Source organism: Acidovorax sp. 56 (assembly GCF_002749705.1).
GTDB lineage: Bacteria > Pseudomonadota > Gammaproteobacteria > Burkholderiales > Burkholderiaceae_C > Acidovorax.
The window spans coordinates 4,634,420-4,653,293 of the sequence record NZ_PEEV01000001.1 but is presented as its reverse complement, the minus strand read 5'-3'; the positions used below and the strand labels follow the sequence as shown (position 1 = coordinate 4,653,293).

The following is an 18,874-nucleotide window of genomic DNA, read 5'->3' as shown; positions in this document are numbered from 1 at the left end:
TTGCAGGCCCATTCGACCACCATGCTGCACGCGGCCACCGAGGGACTGGCACGCAAGGGTGCGTCTTACCCACGCAGTGCGGTGCCCGCGCAGAGCACGCCGATTGCCAGCCGCCGCAGCCCGCTGCGCGCCACACGCCACCCCAACAGCGTGACGGCGCCGCCCGTGCACCGGGGCTCCATGCCTGCCGTGCCCTGGCAAGGCTTCTGGAAAAGCATCGGCCGCGCGCTGACAGGCCGCACCGCCGCCCACACACCGCAACCCGAGCCAGCCCCCCAACCCTGGCAAGCCGCGGCACAGCGCCGCCGCTGGACCTTTGCGCTGCTGGTGCTGGCCAGCACCATCCTGGCCAGCCTGCTGTTTGCCCAGGTGCAGCCGCACTACGACAACGCCTGGCTGGGCTACGGCCAGATTGCGCTGTTTGCACTGCTGTCGGCGTGGGTGGTGTCGGGCTTTGTCACCGGCATGATGGGCTTTTGGGTCATGCTGCGGGGCGATCGGCATGCGCTGTCGGCACAGAGCGTGGCGGACCACGCGCTGGCGCCCGAGGCCCGCACCGCCATCATCATGCCCATCTGCAACGAAGACGTGGCCACGGTGTTTGCCGGGCTGCGCGCCACCTGCGAATCGGTGGCGGCCACAGGCCATGGCGCCACGTTCGACGTGTTCGTGCTGTCTGACAGCTACGACAGCGACATCGCCCGTGCCGAGCGCGCTGCCTGGGAAGACCTGCGCACCGCACTGGCCGCCAACGGCCAGCAACCCCAGGTGCAGGTGTACTACCGCCTGCGCAAGCGCCGCACCCACCGCAAGGCAGGCAACGTGGCCGATTTTTGCCGCCGCTGGGGCGAGGACTACAAGTACATGGTGGTGCTGGATGCCGACAGCGTGATGAGCGGCAGCTGCATCGTCTCCATGGCCAAGCTGATGGAAGCCCACCCGCAGGCCGGCATCATCCAGACGGCCACGCAGGCCATTGGCCATGTCACGCTGCATGCGCGTGCGCAGCAGTTTGCATCGCGCGTCACCGGGCGGCTGTTCACGCTGGGCATGCAGTTCTGGCAGCTGGGCGAATCGCACTACTGGGGGCACAACGCCATCATCCGTGTGGCGCCCTTCATGCAGCACTGCGCGCTGGCGCCCATTGCGGGCAAGGGCGGGTTGTCGGGCGGCATCATGAGCCACGACTTTGTCGAAGCCGCCCTGATGCGCCGCGCCGGTTACCACGTGTGGCTGGTGGCCGACCTGGTGGGCAGCTACGAGCAGCAACCGCCCGACCTGCTGGCCGAGCTGCAGCGTGACCGCCGCTGGTGCCAGGGCAACCTGCAAAACGCACGCCTCATGGCCGAGCCGGGGCTGCACGCCGTGCACCGCTCGATGTTTGTGACCGGCGCCATGGCCTACCTGTCTGCCCCGCTGTGGCTGGCCTTCATGACGCTGGGCACGGCCCTGTGGGTGTCTGGCGCACCCGTGCTGGCCGACTGGCACATCCTGCCCGCCGAGCTGCTGGCGCTGTGGGCCTGGACGCTGAGCATGCTGTTCCTGCCCCGCGTGCTGGGCGTGCTGGCGGTCTTCATGCGCAAAGAACAAGCGCAGTACGGCGGCGCTTTCAGCCTGCTCAAAAGCGCGGCGCTGGAAAGCACCCTGGCCATCCTGCAAGCGCCCGTGCGCATGCTGGCGCACTCGCTGTTCGTGCTGGTGGCCCTCACGGGCATCGCGCTGGAATGGAAGTCGCCCCCGCGCGAGGCCCAGGCCGTTCCCTGGCGCCACGCCATGGCCCAGCTCGCGCCCATGACCGCTGTGATCGCCCTGCTGGCCGCAGGCATTGGCGCCATCGACAGCGGCGCACTGCTGTGGCTGGCCCCCGTGGGTGTGCCGCTGGCCCTGGCCATCCCCATGGCGGTGGTCACCAGCCAGATCGCCCTGGGCCGCACGATGCGCGCCCAGCGCTTTTTGCTGATCCCCGAAGAGGCCTGGTCGCCCCCGGTGCTGCGCCGGGCGTGGCGGCATGCCCAGCGGCTGGCACAACCGGGCTTGCCCCTGGCACCCGCAGCGGCCATGGCCTGACAAAGGCCATGAAGGGGGGCTAAGAACCTGTTCACAGAGCCCCCGCGTCTCTCCCATCTGTGGTTTTTGTGACAAATGCCACACATCCTTGAAGCCGGCGCATGCGCCGGCTTTTGTGTTACATCGCTATCGTTTTCATAGCTGGTAGCGCTGAATGCGTCTGCCCTAGGCCGCAAAAAACCTGTAACAAGTACCCGGTTACAGGGCGCAAGGTCCTTTTTACCGTCACTTACGATACGGCGCTGGCCGCTACCGGGGCCCCGCCACCGGACACACCGCAGCCAGCCACGCGGGGCTCAGTGCCACGCCGGACGCCAGGCCCTGCCCGACCAAACAAACCCATGGCCGCAGCGCCTGCAGCCTGCAGGCCACGCATCCATTCACCACTTTTCGCCAAACAACGACCATGCCCTCCACTGCATTCGCATCCTCCCGCCGGGGTCTTCTGTCTGCCACGGCCCTCTATGCCACCTTGGGAGCCGTCCTGCTCGCCACGGGCTGCGCCACCGCCCCCGAGCCCGCGCCAGAACCCGTGGCACCACCCCCGCCCCCAGCAGCCGAAGCACCCGCCCCCGTGGCCCCACCCCGGCTGATCTTTGCGGGCTTTGCCATGCATTCGCAGGCCAAGGCCTTCCGCAACGACGTGCTGGCCGCCGAAAAACTGGCCAAACAAATCGACCCCAACGCACTCATCCTGAAGCTGGCTAACCCCGCGCGCGACCAGGCCAGTGATTGGCCCCAAGCCACGCTGGAAAACTTTGAACTGGTGATGACCAAGATGGCCGAAGTGGCCCGGCCGCAAGACCGGGTGATGCTGCTGATCTCCACCCACGCCAACCCCGGCACGCTGAACATCAACATCGCAGGCAAAAACGCAGCCCCGTTGACCGCCCGCACCCTGAGTGATGCGCTGGCCCCCCTGGCCAAGACGCCCACCCTGGTGGTGCTGTCGGCCTGCTACAGCGGCGCCTTTCTGGAGCCCCTGCGCGCGCCCAACCGCGTGGTGCTGACGGCCACCGACGTGCACAAGACATCCTTCAAATGCCAGTACCCCGGCGAGCACACCTTCTTTGCCGACGCGCTGTTCAACCAGGCGGGCGCCGAGCAACTGTCGATCACGGACTGGATGGGCGCAGCCCAGAAGTCCATCCAGGCCCAGGAAAAGCGCAAGCGCCTGGCGGCATCGGCGCCCAAGATGTTTGTGGGGGAAGAAGCCAAGGCCTGGGCCAGCCAGCCGCTCAAGAACTGGCTGGAAGTCCGCTGAACCTGGGCATAGCCAGAGGTTTATGAGTCCTCTGACTAGGCTGCATGGTGCCCGGTGAGGGCAATCAACCGCCCGTCACGGGCGGGAAAAAAGCCACCTCGGCGCCATCGGCCAGCACGGCGGCCTCGTCGCTGAGGTTCTGGTTCAGCGCCATGCGCACCGCCCGGCCACGGGCCAGGCTGGTGGCGTGGGCGCCGCCCCGGGCGATGAGTTCATCGCGCAAGGTGCCTAGATTGGCGGCCGTGGTTTGAACCGACTCGCTGCCTTGCCCAATGGCCTCGCGGATGGAGGCGAAGTAGCGGACTGTGATCGTTTTCATCGTCGGAACATTTCAAGGTGGAAAGCGTGCGGGCGCGCTGTCATTACAGCAGCTCCGAGAACGCGATGTACTGCACCGTGTCGCCCGCCGCAATGGTCTGGCCCGCAGGGTTGTCCACCACGCCATCGCCCCAGGCGGCCGAGGTGAGCACACCCGAGCTTTGGTTGTTGAACAGCTCCAGCCCACCTTCTGCATGGTGGCGCACGCGCAAAAATTCACGGCGTTTATCGGCCCTGGGCCAATCGAAACGAGCGGTAGCAGCTATTCTTTTAGGAGCAACATCGCTCACCCCCTGCAGGCGCAGCACAAAGGGCCGCACCAGCAGCCCGAAGGTGACGAAGCTGGACACCGGGTTGCCCGGCAGCCCCATGAAGTGGGCCTGGCCCACGGTGCCATACGCAAAGGGCTTGCCCGGCTTCATGGCGATCTGCCACAGGTCCAGGCGGCCCAGGGATTCCACAGCGGGCTTGATGTGGTCTTCTTCGCCCACGCTCACGCCACCGCTGGTCAGGATCAGGTCGTGCGCGGCGCTGGCCTCGCGCAGCGCCGCGATGGTGGCGTCACGCCGGTCGGGCACGATGCCGAAGTCTGTCACCTCGCAGCCCAGGCGCAGCAGCATGGCGCGCAAGAAAAAGCGGTTGCTGTTGTAGATGGCGCCCGGGGGCATTTGCTCGGGCGGCACATCGCCCGGCATGACCAGCTCATCGCCCGTAGAAAACAACGCCACACGCGGGCGGCGCGCCACCTGCAACTGGTGCAGACCAATGCTGGCCGCCAAGCCCAGCTCGGCCGGCGACAGGCGCGTGCCTGCGGCCAGCACCACGGTGCCACGGGCAATGTCTTCCCCCGCACGGCGAATCCACTGGCCGGGCTGGGGTACGGCGTTGATGCGCACGGCCACGCCACCTTCGGCGGTGGCGATCGCTTCGCAGTCCTCCTGCATCAAGACCGCATCGGCCCCGGCAGGCACGGGCGCGCCGGTGAAGATGCGAGCCGCCGTGCCGGGGGCCAATGGCTCGCCTGCGCTGCCTGCCGCAATGCGCTGCGAGACTGCCAACACCACACCAGCGGCCCCAACGTCAGCGCAGCGCACGGCGTAGCCGTCCATGGAGCTGTTGTCCAGCGGCGGCACATGCAGGGCCGAGGTGCAGTTCTGCGCCAGCACGCGGCCGTCCGCATCGAAGGTGGCAACGGTCTCTGTCTCGGCCAAGGGCTGCGCCTGGGCCAGCAGGTCGGCCAGGGCGTCGTCCAGCGGCTTGAGGGGCGGGCGGGGTTTTTGCAAGGTGTTCATCACAACACGTCTCCGTGCAGTTCCCAGTCGTAGTCAAAACGCTCGGCGTATTGCAGCAGCCAGTCGGCCACCTGCGCGGGGGCGTTCAGGTCCAGCAGGGGCAGTTGCGTGGGCTCGGGCAACTGGGTGGGCGCGTCGGTGGCCACGGCCACCACAAAGTCGTCCTCGGGGTAGCGCACGGGCTTGGCCGTTTGGCCGGGCTCTGGGGCACGCCAGACTTCGATCTTGAGCAGGTCGCTTTCCTTGAAGCCTTCCACCAGCACCCAGTCCACGCCCTGGTACAGCTCGGCCAGCAGGTGGTGCACGCTCAGCTCGGCGGGTTGTTCAAACTCGCGCACCAGCATCAGGCGCTTGTCAGAGGCAGCCACCACTTCAAAGGCCCCGGCCTCGCGGTGGCGGTAGGTGTCTTTGCCGGGGTGATCGATGTCGAAGCTGTGGTGGGCGTGCTTGACCACCGACACCCGCAGGCCGCGCATGCGCAGCTCGGGGATGAGTTGCTCGACCAGGGTGGTTTTGCCGCTGCCGGAGAACCCGGCAAAGCCTACAACCTTCATCCAATGCTCCTTGATTAGCTATGCTATTTATAGCTGCTAGCGCTTATCCAGCAAGCGCTAGGGGCATTTTTTTATTCAAAAACTGGGCCCATCGCCGCACCCGCTCGCCCACACAGGCGCATCGGGGCGGCACGGGCACATTGCCATCAGCCCAGCACAGCGGGCGCGCAGTGGCGCTCGATGTAGGCTTTGACCAGGTCCACATCGGCGGGCATGACCTGCACGCGCTTGGGCAGGTTTTCGATGCCGTCGAACTTGGCTGGCCGCTCGGGCGCGTGGCCCAGGGCTTCCTGGATGGTCTCGGCAAACTTGATGGGCAAGGCCGTCTCCAGCACGATCATGGGCACCTTGGGATCCTTGTGGTGCTCGCGGGCCACCTTCACGCCGTCGGCAGTGTGGGTGTCGATGGTGACGCCGTGGCGCTCGTAGTTGTCCTTGATGGTGGCCAGGCGGTCTGCATGGGTGCTCTTGCCACTTTCAAAGCCGTATTTTTTGGCGGCATCGGCAAACAGCGGTTCGGCGCTCAGGTCAAAACGGCCGTAGGCGGGCAGCGCTTTGGCAAACAACGCGTTCGTGCGCTGGCCGTTACGTCCCAGCAGGTCGAAAATGAATCGCTCGAAATTGCTGGCCTTGCTGATGTCCATCGAGGGGCTGGACGTTTCGTGCGTGTCGGCGCTGCTGCGCACGCGGTACACGCCAGTGCGGAAGAACTCGTCGAGCACATCGTTCTCGTTCGTCGCCACCACCAGCTTGGCAATCGGCAGGCCCATGCAGCGCGCCACATGGCCTGCGCACACGTTGCCAAAGTTGCCGGAGGGCACCGTGAAGCTGACCTTCTGGTCGTTGGTCTCGGTGGCCTGGATGTAGCCAGCAAAGTAGTACACCACCTGCGCCAACAGGCGCGCCCAGTTGATGGAGTTGACGGTGCCGATCTTGTACTTGGCCTTGAAGGCGTGGTCGTTGGAGACGGCCTTGACGATGTCCTGGCAGTCATCAAACACGCCTTCGATGGCGATGTTGTGGATGTTCGCGTCCTGCAGGCTGAACATCTGCGCCTGCTGGAAGGCGCTCATGCGGCCGTGCGGGCTGGTCATGAACACGCGCACGCCCTCTTTGCCGCGCATGGCGTATTCGGCCGCGCTGCCGGTGTCGCCGCTGGTGGCACCCAGGATGTTGAGCTGCTCGCCACGGCGGCCCAATTCATATTCGAACAGGTTGCCCAGCAGTTGCATGGCCATGTCCTTGAAGGCCAGCGTAGGGCCGTTGGACAGGGCTTCGAGCCACAGGCCGTCTTCGAGGTGGCGCAGGGGCACGATCTCGCCGGTGCCGAAGACTTCAGCGGTGTACGTCTTGGCGCAGATGGCCTTGAGGTCCGCAGCGGGGATGTCGTCGATGTACAGCGACAGGATCTGGAACGCCAGCTCGGCGTAGCCTTGCTCGTGGTAAGCCTTGCGCAGCTTGGTCAATGCGGCGCCAGTGATCTTGGGATAACTCTCGGGCAGGTACAGCCCGCCATCGGGCGCCAAGCCTTCGAGCAGGATGTCGCAAAACTGTTTGCGGTCTGCGTGGCCGCGGGTGGAGATGTACAGCATCAGTTCAGTTCCTCTTTGCGGATGCGTGTGATGGGCGCCAGCACCGTGGGCAGCGCTTGCATCTGGGCGATCACGGCATCCATCGTGCCTTCACGGGTGTCGTGCGTCAGGATGATGAGGTCGGTCTGGGTCGATCCTTCACCACCCACTTCGTCGGCTTCGCGCTGCAGCACCGCGTCGATGCTCACGCCAGCGCCTGCCAGCAGGCCCGTGACGGTGGCCAGCACACCGGCCTGGTCGGCCACGCGCAGGCGCAGGTAGTAGCTGGTGACCACCTCGCTCATGGGCAGCACAGGCAGGGCGCCCATGGCGTCGGCCAGGGTGTTGGCCTGGAAGGCCAGGTGCGGCACACGGTGCTCGGGGTCAGCCGTGTGCAGGCGGGCAATGTCCACCAGGTCGGCAATCACGGCGCTGGCGGTGGGCTCGCTGCCCGCGCCCTTGCCGTAGTACAGCGTGGTGCCCACGGCATCGCCCTGCACCACCACGGCGTTCATGGCGCCTTCCACGTTGGCAATCAGGCGCTTGGTGGGCACCAGGCTGGGGTGCACGCGCAACTCAATGCCCTTCTCAGCGCGCTTGGTGATGCCCAGCAGCTTGATGCGGTAGCCCAGTTGCTCGGCGTACTTGATATCGGCCGCGCCGAGTTTGGTAATGCCCTCAACGTAGGCCTTGTCGAACTGCACCGGGATGCCGAACGCAATCGCGCTCATCAGCGTGGCCTTGTGTGCGGCGTCCACGCCTTCGATGTCGAAGGTCGGGTCGGCCTCGGCGTAGCCCAGGCGTTGCGCCTCCTTGAGCACCACGTCAAAGTCCAGGCCCTTGTCGCGCATCTCGCTCAGGATGAAGTTGGTGGTGCCATTGATGATGCCGGCGATCCACTGGATGCGGTTGGCCGTGAGGCCTTCGCGCAGCGCCTTGATGATGGGGATGCCCCCGGCCACGGCGGCCTCGAAGGCCACCATCACGCCCTTGGCGGACGCAGCGGCAAAAATCTCGGTGCCGTGCACGGCCAGCAGCGCCTTGTTGGCGGTGACGACATGCTTGCCCGCGGCAATCGCTTCGAGCACCAGGGCCTTGGCGACGCCGTAGCCGCCGATCAGCTCAATGACGATGTCGATGTCAGGGTTGGCAATGATGGCGCGGGCGTCGTTGACGACCTGCACGCTGGGGCCGACCACGCTCTTGGCGCGCTCGACGTCCAGATCGGCCACCATGGCGATCTCAATGCCACGGCCAGCGCGGCGGCTGATTTCGTCTTGGTTGCGTTGCAACACGTTGAACACGCCGCTGCCGACGGTGCCGATGCCTAGCAGGCCTACTTGGATGGGTTTCATGCGGTTTTACCTGCGGATGAAGGGTTGAAATCAGTGTGTATTGCGAAAAACGGGGCGGTGCGCCAAAGGCTGGCCGGGCTTTGTAGGCCGGGGCTTCTGGGCCACAGCCAAGGTGACTTTGCGCCCGAGGGTGCGGCAGTGGCCCATCAGCCGGTCGACCCAGGCTTGCTCCACCAGGTAGCTGCTGCCTGCAATGTCGGCCAAGGTGGGGACCACGTCGGTTGCCAAACGGAGCGATTTTGCCAGTGCCAGCATGCGGCCCTCTTCCCGGGGGGTGAGTTCATTGCCCACCCTGGGGCGGGATGCGGCGTCGCCCAGAGATTGAATCCGGCCATCTTCGTACCAGACCATCCACACCAGAGGTACCGCGCCGGGGCGATCGCTGGCTGATTGCTGCACAAAGCAGAAATGGCTGGCGCGTGCTGCGTAGTGCGACGCATGGACCTCGTCCACCGTTTGCACATAGGCGCGCAACACGGCGCGGGGCAGCACATCGGAGCGCAAAGGCGTGGAGTAGACATATTCAGGCTGGGCCGGCACTTCACCAGCACCAGCACCGGCCAGGGCAGGCAGGCCGCAGGCCAGCAACAGGCCCAGGCCCAGCCCCCGCACAAGCCAGGGCAGCATCCGGTGCAACTGACGCGTCATTGGGTCACGTACGCCGGAAGCTGCCAGGCACCGCCCGGGAAGCCTCGGCACATGCCGTCGCCATGCTCACCGCTGAGCACGAAGCCCTTGCCATCAAAGCGCCACTCGCGCACCCACCAGCAGTCGCCAATGCCCCGCCCTTTCATGGACGAATGCACCGTGCCGGTCTCTGCGTCAAATTCGCCATCCACGTCGTCCAGCGGCTTGGGCTGGTACGGCGGGCGGTCATTGGCCATGAAAAGCAGGCTGCTGAAGTTGTAGGCGCCCATGCCGCAAGGCACCTCCAGCAGCACCCTGCGGTCGGTCAGGCGATGCACCTTCATCACGTCGGCCTCGGGCGTGCCGCCGGTGCACTGATCTTGCAAGGCTGCGGGCCCCAATGCTGCGAGCAGGGGCTTGAGCAGGGCTGCGTCGCCCTTGCGTGCGGGCACCGGCTTGACGGTCTTGAGCACCGGCGCGGGCACAGGGGGCAAGACGGACGACTCAGGCTTGCTGCCTTTGCGCACCAGCGCCCCCGGGGTGCCGATGCGACCCTGCACTTCGTCCATCTTGAGCAGCACCGCTGTAGCCCCAGCCAGTGAGAGCACCCACTTGTCTTTGCCTGCGGTCACGCTAGCCTCTTCGGCACGCACCAGCTCTTGCAGCAAGCGGGGCACCTGGGCTGCGGGTACAGAGGGGCTGTTGCCATCCAAGGCGGGCAACGACCATTTTCCCACCTTGAAGTGCAGCGCGGCCGGACTGGCTTTTTCGGTGTAGACCTGCAGTTGCACCTCTACCGTCGCATCAGGGCCCGCCTTGCGGGTCAAGAGCAAAGAGACAGGGTCCGAATCCCCCGCTTCAGACTGGTAGCCTGCAGCCCGGCAGGTGCGGGTGTTGTCGCATTGCAAGCCCCAGTCTTTGTACGAAAAACCCACCGTGCCCGGGCTGGCCGGCTGGGCCCCGGCCGTCAGCGAGGCCAAAGCCAGGGCGCCCAGCATATGCGGCAGGTGGGGTCGAGTCACAACACGCGAGACCATGCGATGCGGCTCCAGAGAGAGTCCAGGGGGCGATGCGCCCAATCAGGCCGCCACCACCTGCTGGCGCTTGCGGTACTGCTCCAGGAACTTCGCCACGCGGCCAATGGCTTCGCGCAGGTCGTCTTCGTGGGGCAGGAACACGATGCGGAAGTGGTCTGGCGCCCCCCAGTTGAAGCCCGTGCCCTGCACCAGCATGACCTTGGTTTCTTGCAGCAACTCCAGGAAGAACTGCTGGTCGTCCTGGATGGGGTACACGGCGGGATCCAGGCGCGGGAACATGTACAGGGCAGCGCGCGGCTTCACGCAGGTGACCCCGGGGATGGCGGTGATCAGTTCATAGGCCAGGTCACGCTGCTTGCGCAAGCGCCCGCCTTCGCACACCAGGTCGTTGATGCTCTGGTAGCCGCCCAGCGCAGTCTGGATGGCCCATTGCCCGGGCACGTTGGCACACAGGCGCATGTTCGAGAGCATGTTCAGCCCGTCGATGTAATCTTTGGCGGGCTTCTTGTCGCCCGACACCACCAGCCAGCCCGCACGGTAGCCACACGAGCGGTAGCTTTTGGACAAGGAGTTGAAGGTGAGGGTGAGCACATCCTCACTGAGCGAGCCCAGGGCCGTGTGCTTGGCGCCGTCGTACAGCACCTTGTCGTACACCTCGTCGGCAAACACCACCAGCCCATGCTCGCGGGCAATGGCCAAGATGCCCAGGAGCAACTCCTCGGAGTACAAGGCCCCCGTAGGGTTGTTGGGGTTGATGACCACAATGCCTTTGGTCCGCGGCGTGACCTTGGCGCGGATGTCGTCCAAATTGGGCATCCAGCCATTGGCCTCATCGCACAGGTAGTGCACGGGTGTGCCGCCTGACAGGCTGGCCGCAGCCGTCCACAGCGGGTAGTCTGGCGAGGGCAGCAACAGCTCATCACCGTCGTCCAGCAATGCGTTGGTGGCCATCACGATCAGCTCGCTGGCGCCGTTGCCCAGGTAGATATCGTCGAGCGTGACGCCCTTGATGCCCTGCTTTTGCGTCTCGTGCATCACCGCCTTGCGGGCGGCAAAAATGCCTTTGCTGTCCGAGTAACCTGCCGAATTGGGCAGGTTGCGAATCATGTCTTGCTGGATTTCTTCCGGGGCATCAAAACCAAAAACGGCGAGGTTGCCAATGTTGAGCTTGATGATCTTGTGACCATCCTCCTCCATCTGCTTGGCCGCATCCATGATGGGCCCCCGGATGTCGTAGCACACGTTGGCGAGCTTGGCGGATTTCTTGACGGTTTTCATGGCGGGCGGAAATGGCGTGGGGACAAAGGCCGACCCAGGCACGGCGTGCCTTGGCGAAACCTATAATTTGACCACAGTTCAGCCCACCCACACTGGCCTGAAGCGACGGCCCACCAAGGCCCGGCCCCTCACACAGCGCCCTCAGCACACCATGAAATTCCAACCCGACAAATCCAGTGCCCAGACGATTCACGGCTATGGCCCCGGATGGATTGGCGTGGATGGCACCAAACACACCCAAAGCCTGATCGTGGGCTCCAGCGGCCTGCTGCAAGCCTGGGACTGCGCGCATTTTGAAGCCCTGACCCCGGCACACTTTGAGTACCTGGCGTCACTGGAAACCGAGCTGGTCATCTTTGGCAGCGGCGTGCGCAATCGTTTTCCCAACCCCGCTTGGCTGCAACCCCTGATGGCCAAGAGACTGGGCCTGGAAACCATGGACACGGCCGCCGCCTGCCGCACCTACAACATTCTGGCGGGCGAAGGGCGCAACGTGGTGGCAGCCCTCATCCTGGAAACCGCATAACGGCCCGCAACCTGAGCGTGCAAATTTCATACATGCTTATGCAGCCATGTACATACATACAGGCCAAGCATTTGGCCTAGTATCATTTTCGGGGTAAAATCGCGGGTTGCGGTCGGGGGCACCACCAAAAGCAATAACACACCCGCTCCCCCGGCTTATCAACGACTACATCCTGAGAGATTGAAGTGATATGGCGATCGTTGTCAACAAACCCCTCCCTGAATTTGAAGCCAACGCCACCGGCGGGATCAAGGTGTCCAACACCTCCCACACGGGCCAGATTCTGATTCTGTACTTCTATCCCAAGGACAACACCCCGGGCTGCACCACCGAGGCCATGCAGTTCCGCGACAAGTACAAAGACTTTGCCAAGGCCGGCGCAGCCGTGTTTGGCGTGTCGCGTGACAACATGAAGTCGCACGACGACTTCAAGGAAAAGCTGGAACTTCCCTTTGAGTTGATCGCTGACACCGAAGAAAAAATGTGCCACATGTTCGGCGTGGTCAAAAACAAGATCATGTACGGCAAGAAGGTCAAGGGCATTGAGCGCAGCACCTTCCTGATCGGCCCCGATGGCCTGCTGGTGCAAGAATGGCGTGGCCTGAAAGTGCCGGGCCATGTGGACGAAGTCCTGAAGGCCGTGAAGTCCATCAAAGCACTCAAGAAGGCCGCCTGATCACGGCACCTGTTTGCAACAGCCCCACACCGAGCCGGCGCCTTGATCGCGCCGTCACACGGAATGGGCATAATGGGTCAATGCCCTTGCACCTTGCAACGACTTCCACCCCATTCAAAAGCCGCCTTGGCCTCCAGGCGGCTTTTTGCTTTTTGAACCCCCTTGTCTGAGGCCTTTGCACACCATGCCCTTGCCACCCGCCCCCAGCCGACGCGCCGCCCTGCTCTCACCAGAGGCCTATGACAACAAAGCCACACCGTCTCGCACCAATACCCGCGCTGCGTCAAGCGAACCAGACGCCGATGAAGCAGGCACCGCAGCCGTAGCCCCCGTCGCGAGCACCGCGCGCGCAAGCACGGCCCGCAGCAAAGCCAGCGCAAGCGCGCCGGTCGTAACAATAGCCGCAGCAACACCCGCCAAGTCCGCGCCCGCCACCCGCCGCAGCGCCCCCAGCAAGGCGGCCACACCCAGTGCGGCGCCGGCCCCCGCGCCAACCGAGGCGGCGCCTCGCAGCAAAAAAGCCCGCACCCAAGGCCCCGCCAAGCTGTTCGTGCTGGACACCAACGTGCTGCTGCACGACCCGACCAGCCTGTTCCGCTTCGAAGAACACGACATCTTCCTGCCGATGATCGTGCTGGAGGAGCTCGATGGCCACAAGAAGGGCATGACCGAAGTGGCCCGCAATGGCCGCCAAGCCAGCCGCACGCTCGATGCGCTGGCGGCAGCCCAAGGCGCCGACATGGCCAAGGGCCTCAAGCTGGACTCCACAGGCCAACGGGCTGCAGGCGGCCACCTGTTCTTCCAGACCGTGCCACTGGACTACAGCCTGCCCACCAGCCTGCCCCAGGGCAAGGCAGACAACCAGATCCTGGGCGTGGTGGAAGCCCTGCGCAAGCTGCATGCACCGCGCGAGGTGGTACTGGTCTCCAAAGACATCAACATGCGCGTCAAAGCCCGCGCACTGGGCCTGACCGCCGAGGACTACCAGAACGACAAGACGCTGGAAGACGGCGACCTGCTGTACGCCGGCGTGCTGGCCCTCCCGCCCGACTTCTGGGCCAAGAGCGGCAAGAATGTGGAAAGCTGGCAAAGCGGTGCCCACACTTACTACCGCATTGGTGGGCCCATCGTGCCGCAGCTGATGATCAATCAGTTCGTGTACTTCGAAGCCCCCGGCGAGCCCAGTCTGTTTGCGCGTGTGAGTGAAATCCGCGAGAAAACAGCGGTATTGCAGACCCTGAAAGACTACGGTTCTGCCAAGAATGCCGTGTGGGGCGTGAGCACGCGCAACCGCGAGCAGAACTACGCCATGAACCTGCTCATGGACCCTGAGATCGACTTCGTGACACTGACCGGCACCGCTGGCACCGGCAAGACCCTGCTGGCCCTGGCCGCAGGCCTGACCCAGGTGCTGGACGACCGCCGCTACACCGAGATCATCATGACCCGCGCCACCGTGAGCGTGGGCGAGGACATCGGCTTCCTGCCCGGCACCGAAGAAGAAAAGATGGGCCCGTGGATGGGCGCGCTGGACGACAACCTGGAGTTTTTGGCCAAGGGCGATGGCGGCAATGCGGGCGAATGGGGCCGCGCGGCCACCAACGAGCTGATCCGCAGCCGCATCAAGATCAAGAGCATGAACTTCATGCGCGGGCGCACCTTCCTGAACAAGTACGTGATCATCGACGAGGCGCAGAACCTGACGCCCAAGCAGATGAAGACGCTGATCACCCGCGCAGGCCCCGGCACCAAGATCATCTGCATGGGCAACCTTGCACAGATCGACACGCCGTACCTCACCGAAGGCTCCTCGGGCCTGACCTATGCCGTGGACCGCTTCAAGGGCTGGCCACACAGCGGCCACATCACGCTGGCGCGTGGTGAACGCTCACGCCTGGCAGACTTTGCCAGCGAGGTACTCTGACCATGGTGGGCTGGGTCACCGCGCTCAAGCTGGTGCCCTGGGGCGATGTCATTGAGGCAACGCCCCAGATCCTGCAAGCCGCCAAAAAGCTGCTGGGCGCCACCCGCAAGGGCAAAGCGGATGCTACGGCCACAGGCTCCATTGCAGACGCGGGCACCGAGCCCACCTTACCCACCGATGTGCAATTGCGGCATTTGCGGGAACGCGTGCTCCAGCTGGAACAGGAGCAATTGGACGGGGCCGCGCTGATCCAGTCCCTTGCTCAGCAAAACGCCCAGGTGATACAGGCGGTAGAGGACTTGCGCCAACGCAACCGCCGCTTGACCTTGGTTGTCACCGTGCTGGCATGCACCTGCATCGGGCTGCTGGTGTGGGCGCTCAGACAGTAGCAACCACCAGACAGCATACCCCGAGCCCCACCGCCCATTTGCTATAAATTCAATAGCCCCTAGCGCTTATTGCATAAGCGCTAGGGGCTATTTTTATTAGTAGTCGTCACCCGAACCCATGGCCAGATTTTCGAAGCGGGTCTGGTTCTTCTGGAAGAACAGCTTCACCGTCCCCGTGGGGCCGTTACGCTGTTTGCCAATGATGACCTCGGCCACGTTCGGCTCCTTGCTGTCCTTGTTGTAGTAGTCGTCACGGTAGATGAACATGATGATGTCCGCATCCTGCTCAATGGCGCCCGATTCACGCAAGTCAGACATCATGGGGCGCTTGTCGGTGCGCTGCTCCACCGAACGGTTGAGCTGCGACAGCGCAATCACCGGGCACTGCAACTCCTTGGCCAGCATCTTCAAGCCCCGGGAGATTTCACCCAGCTCTGTAGCCCGGTTGTCGGCACTGCCCGCACCCGAGCCGCTCATGAGCTGCAGGTAGTCGACCACGATCAGGCCCAGCTTGCCGCACTGGCGCGCCAAGCGGCGGGCGTTGGCGCGCAACTCACCTGGCGTGAGGCCGGGAGTTTCGTCAATGTGCAGTGACACCGTGCGCAGTTTTTCAATCGCCTCGGTCAGGCGCGGCCATTCGTCGTCTGTGAGTTTGCCGGTGCGCAAATTGCCCTGGTTCACCCGGCCAATCGAGCCCACGATACGTACCGCCAATTGGGCAGCACCCATTTCCATCGAGAAGATAGCGACAGGCAGGCCTTCGTTGAGCGCCACGTGCTCGGCAATGTTCACCGCAAACGAGGTCTTGCCCATAGATGGGCGCGCTGCCAGCACCACCATGTCACCCGCCTGCAGGCCCGATGTCATGCGGTCCAGGTCGGCAAAGCCCGTAGGCACACCGGTCACGTCCACCGGGTTGTCTGCCATTTCCTGCACCCGGTCGAGCAGGTCGATCACCAGGGTGTCGAGCGATTGGAAACCCTGTTTGGTACGCGAGCCTTCTTCGCCAATGGCGAAGATCTTGGCTTCCGCCTCGTCCAGGATGCGCTCGACCGTTTTGCCCTGCGGATTGAAAGCATTGGTGGAGATTTCGTCGCTGGCCGTGACCAGCTTGCGCAAGATGGCACGCTCGCGCACGATCTCCGCATAGCGGCGGATATTGCTGGCGCTGGGCACATACTGCGCCAGGTTGTTCAAGTAAGCCAGCCCACCCACCTCGTCGGCCTTGCCCAAGCTTTGCAAGTGCTCAAACACCGTGATCACATCAGCAGGCTTGCTGCCATTGATCAGACTGCTGATGGCCGTGAAAATCAACTGGTGCTCATGGCGGTAAAAATTGCTCTCCGCCAGCAAGTCACCCACACGGTCCCACGCATTGTTGTCCAGCAGCAAGCCCCCCAGCACACTGGATTCAGCCTCCACCGAATGCGGCGGAATGCGCAGGCGTGCCACCTCGCCGTCCTGGGCACTGGGGGCGGCGAAGCCTTGGTCATCTAGCGGGGGAAAGACAGCGGACATGGGAAAGTTCTCCGAACGAGGCCTGAATGCTACCCCCGCGCCTGTGAAGCAGGCCAGCAGGGATAAGCCTGTGGGTAATCCGTGGATGACCTGTGGGCCATCCTGTACAACTATTGCAGACCCAATGACAAAAGCCGCCCGAAGGCGGCTTTTTGACGGGTCACCTGAGGTGAATCAGGCAGTTTCGCCGTAGACCGAAACAGTCACTTCCACCACCACATCGGTGTGCAGAGCAACGTTCACGGTGCTTTCGCTCACGACCTTGATCGGGCCGTTGGGCAGGCGGATCTGGGCCTTAGCGACCTTGTAGCCTTGCTTGTTCAACTCTTCAGCGATGTCGTGGTTGGTCACAGAACCAAACAGACGGCCGTCCACGCCAGCCTTTTGCGTCAGCTTGACGGTGGTGCCAGCCAGCTTTTCGCCTTGGGCTTGGGCTTCTGCCAGCTTGGCAGCAGCGGCCTTTTCGAGTTCAGCGCGCTTGGCTTCGAACTCAGCCTTGGCGGCTTCCGTGGCGCGGCGGGCGCGGCCAGCGGGAATCAGGAAGTTACGGGCGTAGCCGTCTTTCACCTTGACGATTTCGCCGAGGTTGCCGAGGTTCACAACCTTGTCGAGCAGAATGATTTGCATGGGTTGTGCTCCTTAGATCTTGTGCTGGTCGCTGTAAGGCACCAGGGCCAGGAAGCGGGCGCGCTTGATGGCGGTGTTCAGCTGGCGCTGGAAAATGGCGCGCGTGCCGGTCAGGCGTGCGGGGATGATCTTGCCGTTTTCGGCGATGAAATCGCGCAGCGTGTCGACATCCTTGTAGTCGATTTCTTCAACGCCCGTCACCGTGAAGCGGCAAAAGCGCTTGCGCTTGAACAGCAGGGACTGGGTGTTGCGCTTTGGGCGCTTGTCTTTGTTGAACTTCTTGAACGTGGCCATTGCGGACCCCTTGAAAATTAATTTTGTTGAATATCCTGGATATGCAGCACCGCGTTTTTGCCATTGCGTGGGGTGGCGAGAAATCCAGAAAAAGTCCAGAGACTTCCGATGTTCTGCCGTGCCAGACGCTCTGCCATTGCACCAAAGGCAACAGCTTTCATGGCCGCCTTGACTTCGCGTGGATGGCCTGCTTCGGTTTGCTGTGACTCGTGTTCGAGCCGCAGGGTGATGGCAGGCAATCCGGCGGGCGTGTAGCGCAGGGACTCAGCCTCTGCGATACAAGCGGTCAAGACAACGCGGTTCTCCACTCCAACGAGGATGGATCAGCGCTCGCCGCGTTCGCCACCAGCAGCTGCGTACTCAGCTTGGCTGGCTTTGCGGGCTTCTTCGCGCTCAACGGTCTTCATCATGGAAGATGGACCCGTGTCGGCCTTCTTCTTCTGAACCGTCAGGTGGCGCAGCACGGCGTCGTTGAACTTGAACGCGTGTTCCAGTTCAGCCATCACAGCCTGGTCGGCTTCGATGTTCACGCACAGGTAGTGGGCCTTGGCCAGCTTGTTGATCAGGTACGCCAGTTGACGGCGGCCCCAGTCTTCCACGCGGTGCACCTTGCCACCGCCAGCGGTGATCATGCCCTTGTAGCGCTCCAGCATGGCTGGAACTTGTTCGCTTTGATCCGGATGGATCAACAAAATGATTTCGTAATGACGCATGCAGACTCCTTTTGGATGACACCACCCGCTGCGTCTAGAAGCGGTGTGGCAAGGCAAAGCCGTAAATTATAACTCGCACTTTGGCGCTTGTACACTTGGCAGGCTTTTCACGGGCTTCGGCACCCTGCACTGCGCGCCCAAAATCACGCATTTGCAGCCAAAACGTGGTTTCATCCATGTACCCGACTTGAAATGTGCGAAAGCCGCCCAACCTTCCGCGCGTACTGTTTTTATTCACAAAGACTTCGACATGTCCGACAACAGCCAGCACCACACCACACAAGCCGCCCCATCCCCCGAAGAAGTGGAAGCAGCCATGGCGGCCAACACCTCTGACGAAATGGCGCGCCTGCAAGGCGAGCTGGCCGAGCTCAAGGCCAAGAGTGCCGAGCTGGCCGACCAATTTCTGCGCGCCAAGGCCGAGGCAGAAAATGCCCGCCGCCGTGCCGATGACGAAGTGGCCAAGGCCCGCAAGTTCGGCATTGAAAGCTTTGCCGAAAGCCTGCTGCCGGTAGCCGACAGCCTGGACGCCGCCCTGGCCATCAAGGAGGCCACGCCTCAGCAGCTACGTGAAGGCGCCGACGCCACACTGCGCCAGCTGACCTCGGCCCTGGAGCGCAACAAGGTGCTGGCCATCAACCCCGCTGCGGGCACCAAGTTCGACCCCCACCAGCACCAGGCCATCAGCGTGGTGCCTGCCGACCAGGAAGCCAACACTGTGGTGGCTGTGCTGCAAAAGGGCTATGTGATTGCCGAGCGCGTGCTGCGCCCCGCCCTGGTCACGGTCACGGCGCCCAAGTAAATTTTTCTAGATAAATCGAGAGGGACGACTTGAAGCAACGCA

Annotated in this window: 20 protein-coding genes; 7 read left to right on the top strand and 13 right to left on the bottom strand. The window is 63.5% G+C overall.

The annotated features are described in order from the left end of the window. Positions 1–21 precede the first annotated feature (21 nt). Together mdoH and CLU88_RS20630 are read left to right on the top strand one after the other, a co-directional pair. Positions 22–2,067 (top strand): glucans biosynthesis glucosyltransferase MdoH, encoded by a 2,046-nt coding sequence (gene mdoH / locus CLU88_RS20635; RefSeq protein ID WP_099658202.1) that lies wholly within the window; start codon positions 22–24, stop codon positions 2,065–2,067. A 406-nt stretch (positions 2,068–2,473) separates the two neighbouring features. Beyond that, positions 2,474–3,331 carry a C13 family peptidase gene (locus CLU88_RS20630; RefSeq protein WP_099658201.1) on the top strand — a complete coding sequence of 286 codons (858 nt, stop codon included), beginning with the start codon at positions 2,474–2,476 and terminating at the stop codon, positions 3,329–3,331. Positions 3,332–3,395: 64 nt separating this feature from the next. Here the strand turns inward: CLU88_RS20630 and moaD are convergent, their stop codons facing one another. The 8 genes from moaD to CLU88_RS20590 all read right to left on the bottom strand — a co-directional run bounded on the left by moaD (position 3,396) and on the right by CLU88_RS20590 (position 11,363). Further along, a complete protein-coding gene (moaD, locus tag CLU88_RS20625) occupies positions 3,396–3,650 on the bottom strand; it encodes a molybdopterin converting factor subunit 1 (RefSeq protein ID WP_099658200.1) in 255 nt (84 codons plus the stop codon). Positions 3,651–3,693: 43 nt separating this feature from the next. Beyond that, entirely contained in the window at positions 3,694–4,941 is a 1,248-nt protein-coding gene (gene glp, locus CLU88_RS20620) for a gephyrin-like molybdotransferase Glp (RefSeq protein ID WP_099658199.1), read from the bottom strand. Further along, complete coding sequence (gene mobB / locus CLU88_RS20615; protein WP_099658198.1) at positions 4,941–5,495, bottom strand: molybdopterin-guanine dinucleotide biosynthesis protein B; 555 nt, start codon at positions 5,493–5,495, stop codon at positions 4,941–4,943. The genes glp and mobB overlap by 1 nt, the downstream gene beginning before the upstream one ends. Positions 5,496–5,641: 146 nt before the next feature. Next, complete coding sequence (gene thrC, locus CLU88_RS20610) at positions 5,642–7,087, bottom strand: threonine synthase (protein ID WP_099658197.1); 1,446 nt, start codon at positions 7,085–7,087, stop codon at positions 5,642–5,644. Further along, positions 7,087–8,421, bottom strand: coding sequence for a homoserine dehydrogenase (locus CLU88_RS20605; protein WP_099658196.1), 1,335 nt, complete (start codon positions 8,419–8,421; stop codon positions 7,087–7,089). The genes thrC and CLU88_RS20605 overlap by 1 nt, the downstream gene beginning before the upstream one ends. A gap of 30 nt (positions 8,422–8,451) precedes the next feature. Then, positions 8,452–9,069, bottom strand: coding sequence for a hypothetical protein (locus tag CLU88_RS20600; protein WP_143226057.1), 618 nt, complete (start codon positions 9,067–9,069; stop codon positions 8,452–8,454). Further along, positions 9,066–10,085, bottom strand: a complete 1,020-nt coding sequence (locus CLU88_RS20595; RefSeq protein ID WP_099658194.1) for a DUF1176 domain-containing protein — start codon at positions 10,083–10,085, stop codon at positions 9,066–9,068. The genes CLU88_RS20600 and CLU88_RS20595 overlap by 4 nt, the downstream gene beginning before the upstream one ends. A gap of 42 nt (positions 10,086–10,127) precedes the next feature. Further along, positions 10,128–11,363 carry a pyridoxal phosphate-dependent aminotransferase gene (locus CLU88_RS20590; RefSeq protein ID WP_099658193.1) on the bottom strand — a complete coding sequence of 412 codons (1,236 nt, stop codon included), beginning with the start codon at positions 11,361–11,363 and terminating at the stop codon, positions 10,128–10,130. A 151-nt stretch (positions 11,364–11,514) separates the two neighbouring features. On the opposite strand from CLU88_RS20590, the gene CLU88_RS20585 reads away from it, so the two are divergent. The 4 genes from CLU88_RS20585 to CLU88_RS20570 all read left to right on the top strand — a co-directional run bounded on the left by CLU88_RS20585 (position 11,515) and on the right by CLU88_RS20570 (position 14,878). Continuing rightward, entirely contained in the window at positions 11,515–11,889 is a 375-nt protein-coding gene (locus CLU88_RS20585; RefSeq protein ID WP_099659044.1) for an Mth938-like domain-containing protein, read from the top strand. A gap of 190 nt (positions 11,890–12,079) precedes the next feature. Beyond that, positions 12,080–12,565 (top strand): peroxiredoxin, encoded by a 486-nt coding sequence (locus tag CLU88_RS20580; RefSeq protein WP_099658192.1) that lies wholly within the window; start codon positions 12,080–12,082, stop codon positions 12,563–12,565. Between the two features lie 184 nt (positions 12,566–12,749). Beyond that, positions 12,750–14,489, top strand: a complete 1,740-nt coding sequence (locus CLU88_RS20575; protein WP_099659043.1) for a PhoH family protein — start codon at positions 12,750–12,752, stop codon at positions 14,487–14,489. Positions 14,490–14,491: 2 nt separating this feature from the next. Continuing rightward, complete coding sequence (locus tag CLU88_RS20570) at positions 14,492–14,878, top strand: hypothetical protein (protein ID WP_099658191.1); 387 nt, start codon at positions 14,492–14,494, stop codon at positions 14,876–14,878. A 96-nt stretch (positions 14,879–14,974) separates the two neighbouring features. On the opposite strand, the gene dnaB is transcribed toward CLU88_RS20570, so the two are convergent. The 5 genes from dnaB to rpsF form a co-directional block, all read right to left on the bottom strand. Further along, positions 14,975–16,396, bottom strand: a complete 1,422-nt coding sequence (dnaB, locus tag CLU88_RS20565; protein ID WP_099658190.1) for a replicative DNA helicase — start codon at positions 16,394–16,396, stop codon at positions 14,975–14,977. A gap of 174 nt (positions 16,397–16,570) precedes the next feature. Further along, complete coding sequence (gene rplI / locus CLU88_RS20560) at positions 16,571–17,023, bottom strand: 50S ribosomal protein L9 (protein ID WP_010463838.1); 453 nt, start codon at positions 17,021–17,023, stop codon at positions 16,571–16,573. A 12-nt stretch (positions 17,024–17,035) separates the two neighbouring features. Continuing rightward, complete coding sequence (rpsR, locus tag CLU88_RS20555) at positions 17,036–17,317, bottom strand: 30S ribosomal protein S18 (RefSeq protein ID WP_005795932.1); 282 nt, start codon at positions 17,315–17,317, stop codon at positions 17,036–17,038. Positions 17,318–17,334: 17 nt separating this feature from the next. Then, a complete protein-coding gene (gene priB, locus CLU88_RS20550; protein WP_099658189.1) occupies positions 17,335–17,625 on the bottom strand; it encodes a primosomal replication protein N in 291 nt (96 codons plus the stop codon). A gap of 15 nt (positions 17,626–17,640) precedes the next feature. Beyond that, the gene (gene rpsF, locus CLU88_RS20545; RefSeq protein ID WP_094285575.1) at positions 17,641–18,030 is read right to left on the bottom strand and encodes a 30S ribosomal protein S6; all 390 of its coding nucleotides are present in this window, start codon (positions 18,028–18,030) and stop codon (positions 17,641–17,643) included. A gap of 250 nt (positions 18,031–18,280) precedes the next feature. Here rpsF and grpE point away from each other — a divergent pair, with 250 nt between their 5' ends. Then, positions 18,281–18,832 carry a nucleotide exchange factor GrpE gene (grpE, locus tag CLU88_RS20540; RefSeq protein WP_099658188.1) on the top strand — a complete coding sequence of 184 codons (552 nt, stop codon included), beginning with the start codon at positions 18,281–18,283 and terminating at the stop codon, positions 18,830–18,832. Positions 18,833–18,874 lie beyond the last annotated feature (42 nt).

Bases quoted from the DNA above. Each gene is read 5' to 3' on its own strand.
- mdoH (WP_099658202.1), top strand. From the start codon at position 22: ATGCTGCACGCGGCCACCGAGGGACTGGCACGCAAGGGTGCGTCTTAC.
- CLU88_RS20630 (WP_099658201.1), top strand. From the start codon at position 2,474: ATGCCCTCCACTGCATTCGCATCCTCCCGCCGGGGTCTTCTGTCTGCC.
- moaD (WP_099658200.1), bottom strand. From the start codon at position 3,650: ATGAAAACGATCACAGTCCGCTACTTCGCCTCCATCCGCGAGGCCATT.
- glp (WP_099658199.1), bottom strand. From the start codon at position 4,941: ATGAACACCTTGCAAAAACCCCGCCCGCCCCTCAAGCCGCTGGACGAC.
- mobB (WP_099658198.1), bottom strand. From the start codon at position 5,495: ATGAAGGTTGTAGGCTTTGCCGGGTTCTCCGGCAGCGGCAAAACCACC.
- thrC (WP_099658197.1), bottom strand. From the start codon at position 7,087: ATGCTGTACATCTCCACCCGCGGCCACGCAGACCGCAAACAGTTTTGC.
- CLU88_RS20605 (WP_099658196.1), bottom strand. From the start codon at position 8,421: ATGAAACCCATCCAAGTAGGCCTGCTAGGCATCGGCACCGTCGGCAGC.
- CLU88_RS20600 (WP_143226057.1), bottom strand. From the start codon at position 9,069: ATGACGCGTCAGTTGCACCGGATGCTGCCCTGGCTTGTGCGGGGGCTG.
- CLU88_RS20595 (WP_099658194.1), bottom strand. From the start codon at position 10,085: ATGGTCTCGCGTGTTGTGACTCGACCCCACCTGCCGCATATGCTGGGC.
- CLU88_RS20590 (WP_099658193.1), bottom strand. From the start codon at position 11,363: ATGAAAACCGTCAAGAAATCCGCCAAGCTCGCCAACGTGTGCTACGAC.
- CLU88_RS20585 (WP_099659044.1), top strand. From the start codon at position 11,515: ATGAAATTCCAACCCGACAAATCCAGTGCCCAGACGATTCACGGCTAT.
- CLU88_RS20580 (WP_099658192.1), top strand. From the start codon at position 12,080: ATGGCGATCGTTGTCAACAAACCCCTCCCTGAATTTGAAGCCAACGCC.
- CLU88_RS20575 (WP_099659043.1), top strand. From the start codon at position 12,750: ATGCCCTTGCCACCCGCCCCCAGCCGACGCGCCGCCCTGCTCTCACCA.
- CLU88_RS20570 (WP_099658191.1), top strand. From the start codon at position 14,492: ATGGTGGGCTGGGTCACCGCGCTCAAGCTGGTGCCCTGGGGCGATGTC.
- dnaB (WP_099658190.1), bottom strand. From the start codon at position 16,396: ATGTCCGCTGTCTTTCCCCCGCTAGATGACCAAGGCTTCGCCGCCCCC.
- rplI (WP_010463838.1), bottom strand. From the start codon at position 17,023: ATGCAAATCATTCTGCTCGACAAGGTTGTGAACCTCGGCAACCTCGGC.
- rpsR (WP_005795932.1), bottom strand. From the start codon at position 17,317: ATGGCCACGTTCAAGAAGTTCAACAAAGACAAGCGCCCAAAGCGCAAC.
- rpsF (WP_094285575.1), bottom strand. From the start codon at position 18,030: ATGCGTCATTACGAAATCATTTTGTTGATCCATCCGGATCAAAGCGAA.
- grpE (WP_099658188.1), top strand. From the start codon at position 18,281: ATGTCCGACAACAGCCAGCACCACACCACACAAGCCGCCCCATCCCCC.